A 14,175-nucleotide genomic window follows, 5' to 3' on the forward strand; every position below is an offset into this window, starting at 1 on the left:
CGCATCCCCGTCGAACCTGTTAAACTCGCGTACAGGCCGTGAGACATCTTCGGTTATCTTCTTCACAACCAACCATGATGCCCCACGGCTCTCCCATCACACACACGAAAACCGGAAGAGCCCGTATCCCGGGTCCTCCGGGTCCTCGCCCTCGTCGGCGAACCCGAACCTGCGGAACAGCGCGGCGCTCGGCTTGTTGCGCGGGTCTATCTGCGTGACGACGAACGGGGTGCGACCGGTTCTGAACGCGTCGTCGCAAAGCCTGTCGAGGACCGCCGCGCGCAGAAGGTCGCCCATGTGCTTCCCTCTGGTCTCGAGTGCGGTGGCGATGTACGAAATCTGGTAGAAGCCCGGTTCGTCGTCGGTGGTCTCAGCCGCGACGCCGTATTCGCAGAAGCCGAGCACCCTGTCCGTGTATTCGCTGGCGCCGGCGACGACGAGCAGCATGATCTCGCTGTCGTCCGCATGCCTACGGATGTTGATGTCGCGGATGTACCGCTGCGCGTCCATGGCCCATTCGGGCCCGCCGTCGCAGCATACGAATCGTCTGAGCGCCGTCTGGTGCGCCTCAGAACAGAGACGTTCCCTTACGATGCTGAGTCCCATGCGCGAGAAGCTCCTTTGCGTGGCACGCCACGACGAAACGCGCGCCCCTGGTCATCCTCGCCCACTGTTCATCGTGGAGATCACGGGCGCCGTCGGCCGGCGGCGTGTATACGGGCACGGGCTTCACGTCGATGCGAGTCGAAGTCGCCATGTCTGCATCCCCTTTCTGCGTCGCCTCGTGTTCGCTCGATGCCTTAATCGTACAACAGCCCGGGCGGGCCGAATCCAATCCCAGAGCGTAATCGAGGGAGTACGGATGCCGATATCCATCTGCCGGATCGGCGACGGCGAGTTGCCCCGCCGTGTCGGCCACAGGCGGCCGGGCGGCGTGTTGCGGACGTATGGGATATTCGCGGGTACACGGAACACGGCCATGATCCCGGGCGCCCGCGCGGACCCGTCGACGACGACCTGAACGCGGTATCGAACGCACGGGCAGTGCGCTCTTTGGCGCGAATGTGGGCACGGGATGATACCCTGACCGCGTAGATTTCGGCTCCCAAGGGGTTTCTTTGTATCCGCCGCCGGACGGCGGCCGTGGCGAAAGGCGTATCCATGAGGTTCATCCATCTTGACTCCGTCGACGACGAGCGCGTGTCCGCCTACACGAACCTCACCGAGCTGCAGTTGCGCAACCGCCTCGAGCCCGAGCGCGGCATCTTCATCGCCGAATCGCCCAAGGTCATCGAGCGTGCGCTGGCCGCCGGCCGCGAGCCGCTGTCGCTGCTGGTCGAGGAGCCGTGGATCGAGGGCATGGCCGGCACCTTCGAGGCCATCGACCGGCGCTGGGGCGCCGAAGTGCCGGTGTACGTCGCCTCCCCCGAGCAGCTGAGGCGGCTGACCGGCTACCGGCTGCACCGCGGCGCGCTGGCGGCGATGCGACGCTGGCCGCTGCCCGGCGTCGAGGAGGTGTGCCGTGGCGCGCGCCGCGTCGCGGTGATGGAGAACATCGTCGACCACACCAACGTCGGCGCGCTGATGCGCTCGGCCGCCGCGCTCGGCGTGGACGCCGTGCTGGTCACGCCCTCGTGCGGCGACCCGCTGTACCGGCGCGCCGCGCGCGTGTCGATGGGCACGGTGTTCCAGGTGCCGTGGACCCGGATCGGCGGCGACGACACCCGCTACTGGCCGTTCGAGGGCATGGACGAGCTGCGTTCGCTCGGCTTCGTCACCGCGGCGATGGCGCTGGAGGACGACTCGATCCCGCTGGACGAGCTGGTGCGCCGGCTCGAGGCCGATCCCGGCGACCCGCAGTACATCGACAGGCTCGCGCTGATCTTCGGCACCGAGGGCGACGGCCTGTCGCCGCACACCATTGCGCGCGCCGACCTGACGGTGCGCATCCCGATGTGCAACGGCGTCGACAGCCTGAACGTCGCCGCGTCCAGCGCGGTGGCTTTCTATTCGACTCGAATTCACTGAAAAGTCAATGACATGCGGGGCGTCTTGCCTTGCGGTTTGAGATTTTTATGCAATTATTGTCAATGTAAGTGATTTGCAAGGAAGCGAATCAAAACAACGCAGTGCGGTGTCGAAAGACGCTCTAAGAGAGGAGTATCGGATGTCCAAAAAGAATCCGAAGATTCTATCCATCGTGCTGGCGGGAGGCGAAGGAACTCGTCTGATGCCGCTGACCCGGGACCGCGCGAAGCCGGCCGTCCCCTTCGGCGGCGTGTTCCGCCTCGTGGACTTCCCGCTGAGCAACCTCGTGAACTCCGGCTACCAGCAGATCATCGTGCTGACCCAGTACAAGTCGCACTCCCTCGACCGCCACATCTCGATGACGTGGCGCTTCTCCCAGCTGCTGGGCAACTACGTCTCCCCGGTGCCGGCGCAGCAGCGCCTCGGCAAGCACTGGTACCTCGGCTCCGCGGACGCCATCTACCAGACCATCAACATCATCGAGGACGTGCGCCCGGACATCGTCGTCATCGTCGGCGCCGACCACGTCTACCGCATGGACTTCAGCCAGATGGTGCAGCAGCACATCGAGTCGGGCGCCGAGTTCACCGTCGCCGGCATCCGCCAGCCGCTGAGCCAGTCCAACCAGTTCGGCGTCATCGAGGTCGACCCCGAGCACCCGAACATGATCAAGAGCTTCCAGGAGAAGCCGGAGACCACCACCGGCCTGCCGGACGACCCGAATTCCTTCCTCGCCTCGATGGGCAACTACGTGGCCAACACGGACGCCCTGTTCGACGCGCTGGCCAAGGACGAGAAGGCCGAGAACACCAAGCACGACATGGGCGGCGACATCGCCCCGTACTTCGCGGGCCGTAACGAGGCCGGCGTGTACGACTTCAACACCAACGACATCCCGGGCGCGACCCCGACCGACCACGCCTATTGGCGCGACGTGGGCACGCTCAAGCAGTTCTACGACGCGCACATGGACCTGATCTCCTACGTGCCGGAGTTCAACCTGTACAACTCGGAGTGGCCGATCTACACGATGTCGGGCAACCTGCCGCCGGCGAAGTTCGTGCACGCCGGCCGCGACCGCCTCGGCCACGCGACCGACTCGCTGGTCTCCCCCGGCGTCATCGTCTCGGGCGGCGAGGTCCACCACTCGGTGCTCTCCCCGAACGTGCGCATCCATTCGTGGTCGCAGGTCGTGGACTCGATCCTGTTCGACGGCGTCGTGATCAACCGCCGCGCCCGCGTGTACAAGGCGATCCTCGATAAGAACGTCGTGCTCACCGAGAACTCCACGGTCGGCATCGACACCGAGCACGATCTGGCCCGCGGCTTCACAGTGACCCCGGACGGCATCACCGTCGTGCCGAAGAACACCGTCGTCGACGACTGACCGTCACCGCACAGCAATGGCGAAGGGGCCGTGCATCCCGGAAGAATCGGGATGCACGGCCCCTTCGCCATGCATATCGTTCATGCGTGCGTTGCATGCCGGCATGCCGTGGCCCGTCCGTCGGAACGCACGCAACCGCCCGCCCGGCGGCGACCCGCGGCGCGGCGTACCCGCCCGGCCCGGCCCGACCGCATGCGTCGGCACGCTCAGTACTGCGGCATCGAATCGAAGTTGAAGCCGAGCGCCGCCAGCTGCTCGCGCCCCTCGGGGGTGATCTTGTCCATCGTCCAGCGCGGCTGCCACGTCCAGTCGATGCGGAACTCCTCGACCAGGCCGGCGAGCATGCTCGCGCATTCGTCCTCGATCAGGTCGGTCAGCGGGCAGGCCGGGGTCGTCAGCGTCATCGTGATGATGGCGCGGCCCAGCGCGTCGATCTCGATGCCGTACACCAACCCCAGATCGATGACGTCGATGCCGAGTTCGGGGTCGATGACCTGGTGCAGCGCCTCGCGCACGTCGGCCGCGGTGGCCCGTCCGATCTCGTCGACGGCCTTGAGCGGGATGCCGCCCTCCTCCCCGCAGGCGCAGGAGCCGCCGCACGAGCAGTCGTGCGCGCCGTCATGCGCCGCGCTGCCCGCCGCCTCATCGCCGCCGGCGGATCCGGCCGTGCCGTCCGCCCCGGTCCCGCCCTGCGCGGCGCCGCCGGACAGCCCCCGGGCCAGCGAGGGGTTGAGCATCACGCGACGCGCCGTCTCCTTGTCGCCAAGAGCCTTTTCGACGGAATCGAGCACGGTGCTCTGCGGCTCGGGAACCAGGTTATCGTTCATGATGCGCTCCAATACAACGTTCTTGCGGATAGTCCATTCTACGGTTCCGGCATCGTCCGCCGCAATGCCCGGAGACGATTCAGCCCTGGCCGAAATCACCCGGCCCGGTCGACGCGGGCCAGCGCCTGCGCGACCGAGGCCTTCATGCCCTCCCAACCCAGCAGCGCGCATTTGATGCGCATCGGGTACTTGGACACGCCCTGGAACACCACGGCGTCGCCCAGCTCCTCCTCGGCGGCGTCGTCCTGCAGGCCGGCGCCGCGCGAGTCCATGAGCCGGTGGAACTCGTTCGCCAGGTGCATGGCCTCGTCCACGGTCCGGCCGTCGACCAGGTCGACCATGATCGACAGGCTGGCCTGGGAGATCGAGCAGCCGTGGCCATCCCACACGATGCGCTCGATGCGGTGCGGGCCGCCGTCAGAGCCGTCGGAGACCTCGACGTGCACGGTCGCCTCGTCGCCGCAGGTCGGGTTGAACTGGTGCGACTCCCCCGCCGCGCAGTATTCGTGGCTGGCGCGGACCACGGCGTCGCCGGCCCGCGCCGACGACTCGTCCGCCAGGTCGGGCGCGAAGCGTTCGCGGCCGTGCGGGTCGCGGGACGCCTCCAGGATCACCTCCTGGTACATCTGCTCCAGATCGTCGCCGCTCATGCCGAAATCCATGCCTCTCGCTCCTCCGACGCCGTCATCGTGGCCGCGCTCGGCGCGGCCACGCCATTGCCGTTCAACAGGATAGCGTCACACCCTGAAGAACGGGCGCACCTTGGCGACCGCCTCGACCAGCGCCGCCGCGTCGTCCACGGTGTTGTAGACCCCGCTGGACGCGCGGTTGGACGCGTACAGCCCGAAGTGGCGGTGCACCGGCTGCGCGCAGTGGTGCCCGACGCGGATGGCGATGCCCTGCGCGTCGAGGAACTGGCCGACGTCGTGCGGGTGCACGCCCTGTACGTCGAAGGCGACCGTGCCGATCCGGCCGGCGTTGTCGCGCGGCCCGAGGACGCGCACGCCCTCGATGTCGCCCAGGCGCAGCAGCTCGGCCGCGATCAGGCGCTCATGCGCCTCGATGGCGGCCATGCCGATGTCCATCATCCATGCGGCGGCCCGGCCGGCGGCCACCACCTGGGCGACCGGCTGGGTGCCGGCCTCGAACCGCGCCGGCGGCGCCATGTAGCGCGCCTCGCGGTCCATCCAGGCCAGCTCGACCATCGACCCGCCGAACGAGGCCGGCGGCAGCGCCTCCAGCAGCTCGCGCCGGCCGTACAGGAAGCCGACGCCGGTCGGTCCGTACATCTTGTGCGCGCTCCACACCGCGAAGTCCACGTCCATCGCGTGGAAGTCGACGGCGAGGTGCGGCACCGACTGGCAGGCGTCGAGGACGACCAGCGCCCCCACCGCGTGGGCCCGGCGGATGATCGGCGCGATGTCGGTGATCGCGCCGGTGACGTTGGCCACGTGGGTGACGGCCACGATGCGCGTACGCTCGGTGATCACCTCGTCGGCCATGTCGGCGCGGATGCGGCCCTCGTCGTCCAGGTCGAACCATTTCAGCGTCGCGCCGGTGCGGGCAGCGAGCTCCTGGAACGGCAGGAGCACCGAGTGGTGCTCGGCCTTCGAGACGACGATCTCGTCGCCCGGGCGCAGCGCGAAGCGCGCGGCCGCGGCCCCGCCGCGGCCCAGCGAGGCGTTGCCGAACGCGGTGGCCAGCAGGTTCAGTCCGGCGGTCGCGCCCGAGGTCACGACGATCTCCTCGCCGCCCTCGTCCGCGCACGCGCCGACCAGCCGGGCCACCGCGGCGCGGGCGTGCTCGAACGCGACGGTGCTGCGCGCCGCCAGCTCGTGCGCGCCGCGGTGCACGGCCGCGTTGTCGCGTTCGTAGAACTCGGCCTCCGCGTCGATCACGCATTGGGGTTTCTGCGCGGTCGCCGCGGAGTCGAGGTAGATCAGCGGATGCCCGTGGACCCGCTGGTCCAGGATCGGGAACTGCCCGCGGATCGCGCCGAAGTCGATGCCGGCCACGCCGGCTCCCGGGCCCGTCATGCCAGCGCCGATTCCGAGCCGGCGCCCTCGGGCAGGAACTGGTCGTAGCCCTGCTCCTCGAGCTCGTCGGCCAGCTCGGGGCCGCCGGTCTTGACGAAGTGGCCGTCGGCGAACACGTGGACGATGTCCGGCTTGATGTACTTGAGGATGCGCGTGTAGTGCGTGACCATTAGGATGCCCAGGCCTGTGCTCTCCTTGGCGCGGTTCACGCCCTCGGAGACGATGCGCAGCGCGTCGACGTCCAGGCCGGAGTCGGTCTCGTCGAGCACGGCGAACTTCGGTCTGAGCAGCTCGAGCTGCAGCACCTCGGCGCGCTTCTTCTCGCCGCCGGAGAAGCCCTCGTTGACCGAGCGCGTGGCGAACTTCGGGTCCATCTTCAGGCGCTTCATCGCATCGGTGAGCTCCCTGGTCCACGTGCGGATCGCCGGGGCCTTGCCGTCGATCTCGGTCTTCGCGGTGCGCAGGAAGTTGGTCATCGACACGCCCGGCACCTCGACCGGGTACTGCATCGCCAGGAACAGGCCGGCCTTGGCGCGCTCGTCCGGGGTCATGGCCAGCAGGTCCTGGCCGTCGAGCAGCACCTGGCCCGACTCGACCTCGTACTTCGGGTGGCCGGCGAGCGTGTAGGCGAGCGTGGACTTGCCCGAGCCGTTGGGGCCCATGATCGCGTGCGTCTCGCCCGAGTTCACGGTCAGGTTGACGCCTTTGAGGATCCGCTTGCGGCCGTCCTTGGTCTCGACCGAGGCGACCAGGTCCTTGATTTGCAGTGTCGACATCTTACTTCTCCTCCAGAACGTTCGTCATGGCTTCGGACTCGCCGCGCGTCAGCCGGCGGTCGATGATGGTCATCAGGTGGTCGGCGATCTGGCCGATGCCGATCTCGTCCACGAGCTCGCCGAAGAAGCCGCGGACCACGAGCTTGCGCGCCTCGGCCTCCGGGATGCCGCGCGACTGCAGGTAGAACAGCTCCTCGTCGTCGAAGCGGCCCACCGAGCTGGCGTGGCCGGCGCCGACGATGTTGCCGTTCTCGATCTCCAGGTTCGGCTCGGAGTCGGCGATCGCGCCCGGCGTGAGCACCAGGTTGCGGTTGAGCTCGTAGGAGTCGGTGCCCGGCGCGGTCGGTTCGATCAGCGCGTTGCCGACCCACGTCGAATGCGCGCCCTCGCCGTCCAGCGCGCCCTTGTACACGACGCGGGAGCGGCACTCGGGATGGTTGTGCACCACCATCGTGCGGTGCTCGATGTGCTCGCCCGGGTCGGCGAAGTAGACGCCGAGCATGTTGAGGTCGCCCTGCGGGCCGCCGAAGTCCTGGTCCATGCGGATGCGCACGACGTCGCCGCCGAGCGTGACCATCGAGTGGCGCAGCGTGGCGCCCTCGCCCACGTGGATGCGGTGGCCGCCGACGTGCTTGGAGCCGCGGTCCCACTCCTGCACGAAGGTGGTGGAGACCTGGGAGCCGCGCCCGGTGGCGATCTCCACGCCCTCGGCGATGCGTGCCGCGCCGTGGTGCTCCACGACCACGTCGGCGTGCACGCCGTCGTCCGCGACGATCACCAGGTGCAGGGCGTCGGGGTCCATGCCGCCGCCGCGCACGTCGACCAGCACCGGCTGGTCGGTGTCGGCGTGCAACGCCACGACCACCGCCTCGCGCGCGGAGTTCCACGCCACGGCGGCGATGCGATCGGTCGGCTTGGAGACGGTGCCGCTGGGCGCCTGGCCCATCGGCACGCGCGCGACGCCGACCCGGCCGGCGTCCACGGGCGACCCGTCGATGTTGGCGACGGCCACCGTCGTCGTGCCGGCGGGCTCGAAGACCTCGAAGAACTCGGCGACCCGGTCGATCGGCGTATAGCGCCACTCCTCCTGGCGCGCGGTCGGCACGGCGAAGTCGTCGACGTCGAAGCTGCGCGGCGAGCGGTCGGCGCTCGACGGCATCGCGGCCGGCACCGCGTACGGGTCGTCCGGATCCGCGACGGGGATGTTGATTTCCGTATTCTGTGCCATCGGACTCAGCCCACCGATCCTTCCATCTGCAGTTCCACCAAGCGGTTCAGTTCCAGCGCGTACTCCATCGGCAGCTCGCGGCTGATCGGCTCGACGAAGCCGCGCACGATCATGCCCATCGCCTCGTCCTCGCTCAGGCCGCGGCTCATCAGGTAGAACAGCTGGTCCTCGGAGACCTTGGAGACGGTCGCCTCGTGCGCCATCGAGACGTCGTCCTCACGCACGTCCACATGCGGGTACGTGTCGGAGCGCGAGTAGTCGTCGACGAGCAGCGCGTCGCACACGGTCGAGTTCGACGAGCCCTCGGCGCCGTCGACGATCTTGACCAGGCCGCGGTAGGCGGAGCGCCCGCCGCCGCGCGAGATAGACTTGGCGACGATCGTCGAGCTGGTGTGCGGGGCGAGGTGGATCATCTTCGCGCCGGTGTCCTGGTACTGGCCCTTGCCCGCGAAGCCGAGCGACATCGTCTCCGCCTTGGCGTACGGCTCGGCCAGGATGCAGGCCGGGTACTTCATCGTGGCCTTGGAGCCGATGTTGCCGTCGACCCACTCCATCGTGCCGCCCTCGCGCACGTAGGCGCGCTGGGTGACCAGGTTGTACACGTTGTTCGACCAGTTCTGCACGGTCGTGTAGCGCACGCGGGCGTGCTTCTCTACGATGATCTCGACGATCGCCGCATGCAGCGAGTCGGTCGAGTAGATCGGCGCGGTGCAGCCCTCGACGTAGTGCACGTACGAGCCCTCGTCCGCGATGATCAGCGTGCGCTCGAACTGGCCCATGTTCGGGGTGTTGATGCGGAAGTACGCCTGCAGCGGGATGTCGACGTGGACGCCCTTGGGCACGTAGATGAACGAGCCGCCCGACCACGCGGCGGTGTTCAGCGCGCCGAACTTGTTGTCGTCCGGCGGCACGACCGTGCCGAAGTATTTGCGCACCAGGTCCGGGTACTCGCGCACCGCGGTGTCGGTGTCCACGAAGATCACACCCTGGTCCTTGAGCTCCTGCTGGATCGAGTTGTAGATGACCTCGGACTCGTACTGCGCGGCGACGCCGGAGACCAGGCGCTTCTTCTCGGCCTCGGGGATGCCGAGCCGGTCGTAGGTGGTGCGGATCTCGTCGGGCAGCTCCTCCCAGGTGGCCGCGGGCTTGTCGATCGGCTTGACGTAGTACTTGAAGTCGTCGGCGTTGAAGCCGCTCAGGTCCACGCCCCAGTCCGGCATCGGCTTGTCCAGGAACGCCTGGTAGCCCTTGAGGCGGATGTCGAGCATCCACTCCGGCTCGCCCTTGTCGGCGGAGATGGCGCGCACGACGCTTTCGTCGATGCCCTTCTTCGCCGCCTCGCCGGCCGTGTCCGAGTCGTGCCAGCCGTACTCGTACTCGCCGAACTGGCTGATGATCTCGTCATCCTGCCTGATCTTGTCCTCGTTGACGCGCGAGCGGCCGGCCACATACTGGCTCATCTCCACGTCAGCCGCGGCGCCGCCCGTCTCGTCGGGCGACTGTGGCGTCATCTCTTCCGTCACCGTGCGCTGCCTCCTTATCCGAATTGCTTCCTTGGCAAGACTAACGGAATCGGCGGGGAAACACTAGTACCTGATCGAAAATCAGCCCGCAGCCGATACCGCGCTCACGGGAGAAAACAGCTCAGTACGTTGGCGGGAACCGGCTCGTCCACCCGGTGCGCCGAAACCGCATTCGGGATAACATGGTGCCGATTCCATGTATCAAGGGTCGGGGGCAAGGGATAGGGAGGGGTCGCATATGGTTCGTTCTCATGGAACACGCATGCGCGTCGGCATCGTGGACAACGACCCGTTGACATTGCTCGCCCTGCGCGCGATGGTAGGTCGATTATCCGATTGCGTTGTCGTGATATGGGCGGTGCGCGACGGCGACGAGGCCGTCGAGCGATGCGTCGGCATCGACGACAGACCGAACGTGCTCCTGGTGGACATGAGCATGGACGGCGTCGACGGCGGCACGGTCTGCCAGCGAATTCGTCATCTCACGCACGACATCGTCATCTACGGCATGACCTCGCATTCGCCGCGGCAGTATACGGGCATTGCCCAAAGGTTCGGAGCGCAGGCGCTGTTGGACAAAGCCGATGTCGGGCAGCTGCGCCGTTGCCTGATCGCGTGTGCCGAGGGGACTGCGTATGTACAGAACGGCTTCGATTCGTCCGCCCAGGCACACCGACGGCTGTCCTCGGCGCGACGCCCCTCGGAGGCGAACGTTCCGCTGTCTCCCCGTGAGACTGAAATCCTGGATTGGACCATCGAGGGGTTGACGGCCCGAGAGGTCGCCCGGAAGATGGCGATCAGCGAATCCACGGTCAAAACGCATATCCGCCACGCCATCGCCAAGCTCGGCGTGCACAGCAAACTGCAGCTGATTCGGACATGGACACAGTACAGGCAAATGCCATGACCATACCTCCGGAAACCCTCGTCCGGCATATACCGATAGTGCGTGACTGCGCACGGCCGTACCAGGCGATATGCATCGCGTCTGCGGTGGCCCTGACCATGGCCGAATGTCTGGCGGGCTCCGCCCATACCCCGTTCCGCATATGCGAGGCGGTCGTATTGGCGGCGCTGACCGTCGGGATGTACCGGTGGACCGGATTCTGCGGGGCGTGCATCGTGCTGGCGTCCGACGTCGCGACGCTGCTGCCGGGAATGGCGTTCTCCCCGCAGCTTTGGGCTCACTGGCTGGCGTACGGCATGCTTGCGTTCCAGAGACGGCGTTCATTGGTCGTTGTGCTGCTGCTGTGCGATTGCCTTGTTTTCCCGGTGGCATGGCTGATGAACGTTCCGACGTGGGAACCCGGCGGAATCGTCACATTGCTGGCGTCATTCGCCGTGGCCTGCGCCGTTGGGTACGCATTGGCGGAACATCGTCGCATACGCATGGCGAATGAGGAACTGCACAATGTGCGTCGGCATAAGCTGGAGCGGGACCGGCTGCGACGCGACGTGACGCTGGCCAGCAGAATCCATGATTCCACGGCACGCGGGCTTACGCTCATCGCCCTCACCGCGGAAGAGGGGCACGACGACATGACGGCCGGCGAAGGCCATGCCGCCCGTCTGCGTGACATACGGACCATTGCATCAATGACTCTCGCTCAGGTCCGCGACGTCATCGACGTGCTGGAAGGCGCGGAACCGTCGTATCGGCTCGACGCCTACGGATATGCGGGCACATTGACCGAGGCATTGCGGCAGCAACTGCGTGACAACGACCGGGTTCTGGCGTCATTGGGATTTCATGGCATCAGCACGCTGGATGATGCGACCGAGGCCGCGAGCGCGCGGATGGACAAAGAACGCGCCGAAGCGATGCATGACTGCATCGATCACATGTACACCAACATCGCCATCCACGCGACCGCCGGCGATGACGCCTATGTCGTGCATGTGCGTATCAGCGAATCGGGAATCGGCATCGTCCAGTTCAACGCATGCGGGGCACACGCCGAGGCGAGTCATGGTTCCGGTCGCGGTCTGGCCCTGCACCAGCGACGCATGCGGTCATTCGGAGGAACACTGGATTGCAGCGTTCGCGACGGCATATGGATACTGCGCATGCACATGCCGTGGTGATCATCCGGCATCTAGCTGCAGAACCACTCCAGCCGTGCAGCGCAGGTGCCCTCGACGCGTATGCACGGATGGTCGGATGCACGACGATCCATGTCGTATGCAGGCGTCCGTCATCGTCTTTTCGATGATGCCGGGCAATACGGCGATATCGTCGACGATGCAGTCACCCGTCCCACGCATCGGGCGGCCTCACCGATACCGGCGTATCGAAGCCGCGCCGCTCCGATGCCTCGCATAAGGAGCCCGATGAACGCATTCACGCTCAAGATCATCGCCACCGCGCTGATGGTGGTCGACCACATCGCGGAGTTCGTTCCCGGCATGCCCATCTGGATGCATTGGATCGGACGCGCCTCGTCGCCGATATTCCTGTTTCTGTGCGGATGGAGCTGCGAGTTCACGCGCAGCCGCCCCCGCTACGCGCTCCGCCTCTACATCGGCGGCCTGCTGATGTCGCTGCTCCAGAGCGGGCTCGGCATCGGCAACAACATCTTCACGACGCTGCTGCAGGTCGTCGTCATCATCTCCCTGCTGCACGTCGGAACGCTGAAAGGCAAGCTGTGCGGCATCGCGCTGTACACGCTGTACCAGTGCCTGCTGATCGCCGCATTCGTACTGTTCGGCGATGCCCTCGGCCGTCTCCCGCACCTGACGCCGATACTCACGGCGGCCACGGGCAGCGTGGTCGGGCTTGAGGGCGGACTGTTCTACGTCGTCATCGGCGTGACGCTGTGGGCCACGCGCCAGGGGCGGATCCGGCTGACGGCCGGGTTCATCGGCCTCAACGCCCTGTTCTCGCTGGTGCTGTCGCCAATCGGGGCACGGCTGTTCTACGCCATCGACAACTGGATCCTGCTCACCACCGGCGAGGGTCCCTCGGGCCCCGTCATGGGAACGTTCCACAGCACGCTGGAGATGCTCGGAATCAGTTTCTTCAACATGGGCGCCTCGCCGTTGACGACGAACTACCAATGGATGATGGTGCTCGCCCTGCCGCTGATGCTGCTGTACGACAGGCGGCGCGGGCCGAACGTCACCTGGTTCTTCTACGCGTTCTATCCGCTGCACATCCTGCTGTTGTACGGCATCGGCATGATGCTGCCGGCGGCGCCCGGCATGCAGACCATCGGCGTTGCCCCGCACGTCCAGGTGGCCGCGTCACCGGCGTCGGCATCCGTTCCCGGTTCCGACGCGTTCCTCCGGACATTGCCCGCGCTGCCCGCGCCGACCATGCAGGATTCCGGGACACGACGGTGAACACCTTCACGCTCAAGGTCGCCGCCTGCCTGTTTATGCTCGCCGACCATGCGGCGGTGCTGTCCCCGCCCGCTGTCCAGCTGCCGATGCACTGGGTCGGCCGGCTGGCGTTCCCGCTGTTCGCGTTCCTGTGCGCTCAGGCCTGCGAGCACACCGGCGACCTCGTGCGCTACATCCTGCGACTGTACGCCGCCAGCGTGGCGATGTCCGGGGTCGAGATCCTGCTCAACCGTACCGGCAACGCCTTCACCACGCTGTTCCACATCGCGCTGATCGTCGCCCTGCTCTCGCTACGCAAGCCGGTGCACCGCGCCATCGGCATCGTCGCCTACGTCGGTTGGCAGGTCGTCTCCTACGTCGCACTGGCGTTGGTCGCTTCCGGACTGTCCGCGCTGGGGTCGGTGCCGAGCGCGATCATCGGTCGGATCCTGATTACCGTGCTCGGCAGCGCCGCCTCGATCGAGGGCGGATATCTCTACGTTCTGCTCGGCGTGGCGCTGTGGCTGTGCCGTTCATCGAAGCGGCGGCTGGCGGTCGTGTATGTCGCCTGCTGCGCGGCGTTCTTCGTGCTGTACAACTGCGTGGGGGCGTACACGGGCAATCCGCTCATGTACTTCGCTGGGCTGTTGTACACAGGATGGGCGCCGCTGACCGTCAACTACCAGTGGATGATGATCGCCGCGCTCCCGCTCATGCTGGCATACGACGGGAGCCGCGGCAGGCCGGTCAAATGGCTGTTCTACTGGTTCTACCCGGTGCACCTCGCCGTCATCGCCGTGGCGATGCACCTGCTCGGGCTGCAGTACGGCGTGTGACGGCGCCCCTCCCTACACCGCCGCCGCGGTCCGGTCCGCGTTCGAGGGCATAATCCGCGAATGCGACCACGGCCAGCCCCCGTCGGCAAGCTTGCGGCGAACCCGATCCTCCGGGCATGGCGGGCGCCATGCCGGACGCGCCGCGGACACGGCCATAGGGCGCATCGGCGCATACGGCATGTGGCGACGTCTATACGATGCGGCGGGCGCCGC

At 66.9% G+C, this 14,175-nt stretch carries 12 protein-coding genes and 2 pseudogenes; 6 read left to right on the forward strand and 8 right to left on the reverse strand.

What is annotated here, in order from left to right; genetic code table 11:
• Nucleotides 1–96 precede the first annotated feature (96 nt).
• Nucleotides 97–606: a GNAT family N-acetyltransferase gene (locus KIH73_RS00005; RefSeq protein WP_219079471.1), complete on the reverse strand. Its 510-nt coding sequence runs from the start codon at nucleotides 604–606 to the stop codon at nucleotides 97–99.
• 555 nt (nucleotides 607–1,161) lie between these two features.
• On the opposite strand from KIH73_RS00005, the gene KIH73_RS00010 reads away from it, so the two are divergent.
• Nucleotides 1,162–2,028 (forward strand): TrmH family RNA methyltransferase, encoded by an 867-nt coding sequence (locus KIH73_RS00010; protein WP_219079472.1) that lies wholly within the window; start codon nucleotides 1,162–1,164, stop codon nucleotides 2,026–2,028.
• Nucleotides 2,029–2,167: 139 nt separating this feature from the next.
• Nucleotides 2,168–3,415 carry a glucose-1-phosphate adenylyltransferase gene (glgC, locus tag KIH73_RS00015; RefSeq protein WP_219079473.1) on the forward strand — a complete coding sequence of 416 codons (1,248 nt, stop codon included), beginning with the start codon at nucleotides 2,168–2,170 and terminating at the stop codon, nucleotides 3,413–3,415.
• 206 nt (nucleotides 3,416–3,621) lie between these two features.
• On the opposite strand, the pseudogene KIH73_RS11140 reads toward glgC, so the two are convergent.
• The 7 genes and pseudogenes from KIH73_RS11140 to sufB all read right to left on the reverse strand — a co-directional run.
• Nucleotides 3,622–3,981, reverse strand: a pseudogene (locus KIH73_RS11140) (metal-sulfur cluster assembly factor); the annotation flags it as partial.
• Between the two features lie 140 nt (nucleotides 3,982–4,121).
• Nucleotides 4,122–4,242: pseudogene (locus KIH73_RS11145) on the reverse strand (metal-sulfur cluster assembly factor); the annotation flags it as partial.
• 95 nt (nucleotides 4,243–4,337) lie between these two features.
• On the reverse strand, nucleotides 4,338–4,892 hold the full coding sequence (gene sufU, locus KIH73_RS00025) for a Fe-S cluster assembly sulfur transfer protein SufU (RefSeq protein ID WP_219079475.1): 555 nt from the start codon (nucleotides 4,890–4,892) through the stop codon (nucleotides 4,338–4,340).
• 87 nt (nucleotides 4,893–4,979) lie between these two features.
• Nucleotides 4,980–6,278: a SufS family cysteine desulfurase gene (locus tag KIH73_RS00030; protein ID WP_219079476.1), complete on the reverse strand. Its 1,299-nt coding sequence runs from the start codon at nucleotides 6,276–6,278 to the stop codon at nucleotides 4,980–4,982.
• Nucleotides 6,275–7,054, reverse strand: a complete 780-nt coding sequence (gene sufC, locus KIH73_RS00035) for a Fe-S cluster assembly ATPase SufC (RefSeq protein WP_219079477.1) — start codon at nucleotides 7,052–7,054, stop codon at nucleotides 6,275–6,277. Before sufC ends, KIH73_RS00030 begins: the two co-directional genes overlap by 4 nt.
• Nucleotide 7,055: 1 nt before the next feature.
• Entirely contained in the window at nucleotides 7,056–8,282 is a 1,227-nt protein-coding gene (gene sufD / locus KIH73_RS00040; RefSeq protein WP_219079478.1) for a Fe-S cluster assembly protein SufD, read from the reverse strand.
• A gap of 5 nt (nucleotides 8,283–8,287) precedes the next feature.
• Nucleotides 8,288–9,793, reverse strand: a complete 1,506-nt coding sequence (sufB, locus tag KIH73_RS00045; protein WP_274608132.1) for a Fe-S cluster assembly protein SufB — start codon at nucleotides 9,791–9,793, stop codon at nucleotides 8,288–8,290.
• 274 nt (nucleotides 9,794–10,067) lie between these two features.
• Here sufB and KIH73_RS00050 point away from each other — a divergent pair, with 274 nt between their 5' ends.
• The 4 genes from KIH73_RS00050 (at nucleotide 10,068) to KIH73_RS00065 (ending at nucleotide 13,962) form a co-directional block, all read left to right on the forward strand.
• Nucleotides 10,068–10,712, forward strand: a complete 645-nt coding sequence (locus KIH73_RS00050) for a response regulator transcription factor (RefSeq protein WP_219079479.1) — start codon at nucleotides 10,068–10,070, stop codon at nucleotides 10,710–10,712.
• Complete coding sequence (locus tag KIH73_RS00055; protein WP_219079480.1) at nucleotides 10,685–11,890, forward strand: sensor histidine kinase; 1,206 nt, start codon at nucleotides 10,685–10,687, stop codon at nucleotides 11,888–11,890. The genes KIH73_RS00050 and KIH73_RS00055 overlap by 28 nt, the downstream gene beginning before the upstream one ends.
• A 246-nt stretch (nucleotides 11,891–12,136) precedes the next feature.
• A complete protein-coding gene (locus KIH73_RS00060) occupies nucleotides 12,137–13,147 on the forward strand; it encodes a TraX family protein (RefSeq protein WP_219079481.1) in 1,011 nt (336 codons plus the stop codon).
• Complete coding sequence (locus KIH73_RS00065) at nucleotides 13,144–13,962, forward strand: TraX family protein (protein WP_219079482.1); 819 nt, start codon at nucleotides 13,144–13,146, stop codon at nucleotides 13,960–13,962. The genes KIH73_RS00060 and KIH73_RS00065 overlap by 4 nt, the downstream gene beginning before the upstream one ends.
• Nucleotides 13,963–14,175: the final 213 nt, after the last annotated feature.

The sequence above is a fragment of the Bifidobacterium phasiani genome, assembly GCF_019331775.1.
In the GTDB taxonomy this organism is placed as follows: Bacteria; Actinomycetota; Actinomycetes; order Actinomycetales; family Bifidobacteriaceae; genus Bifidobacterium; species Bifidobacterium phasiani.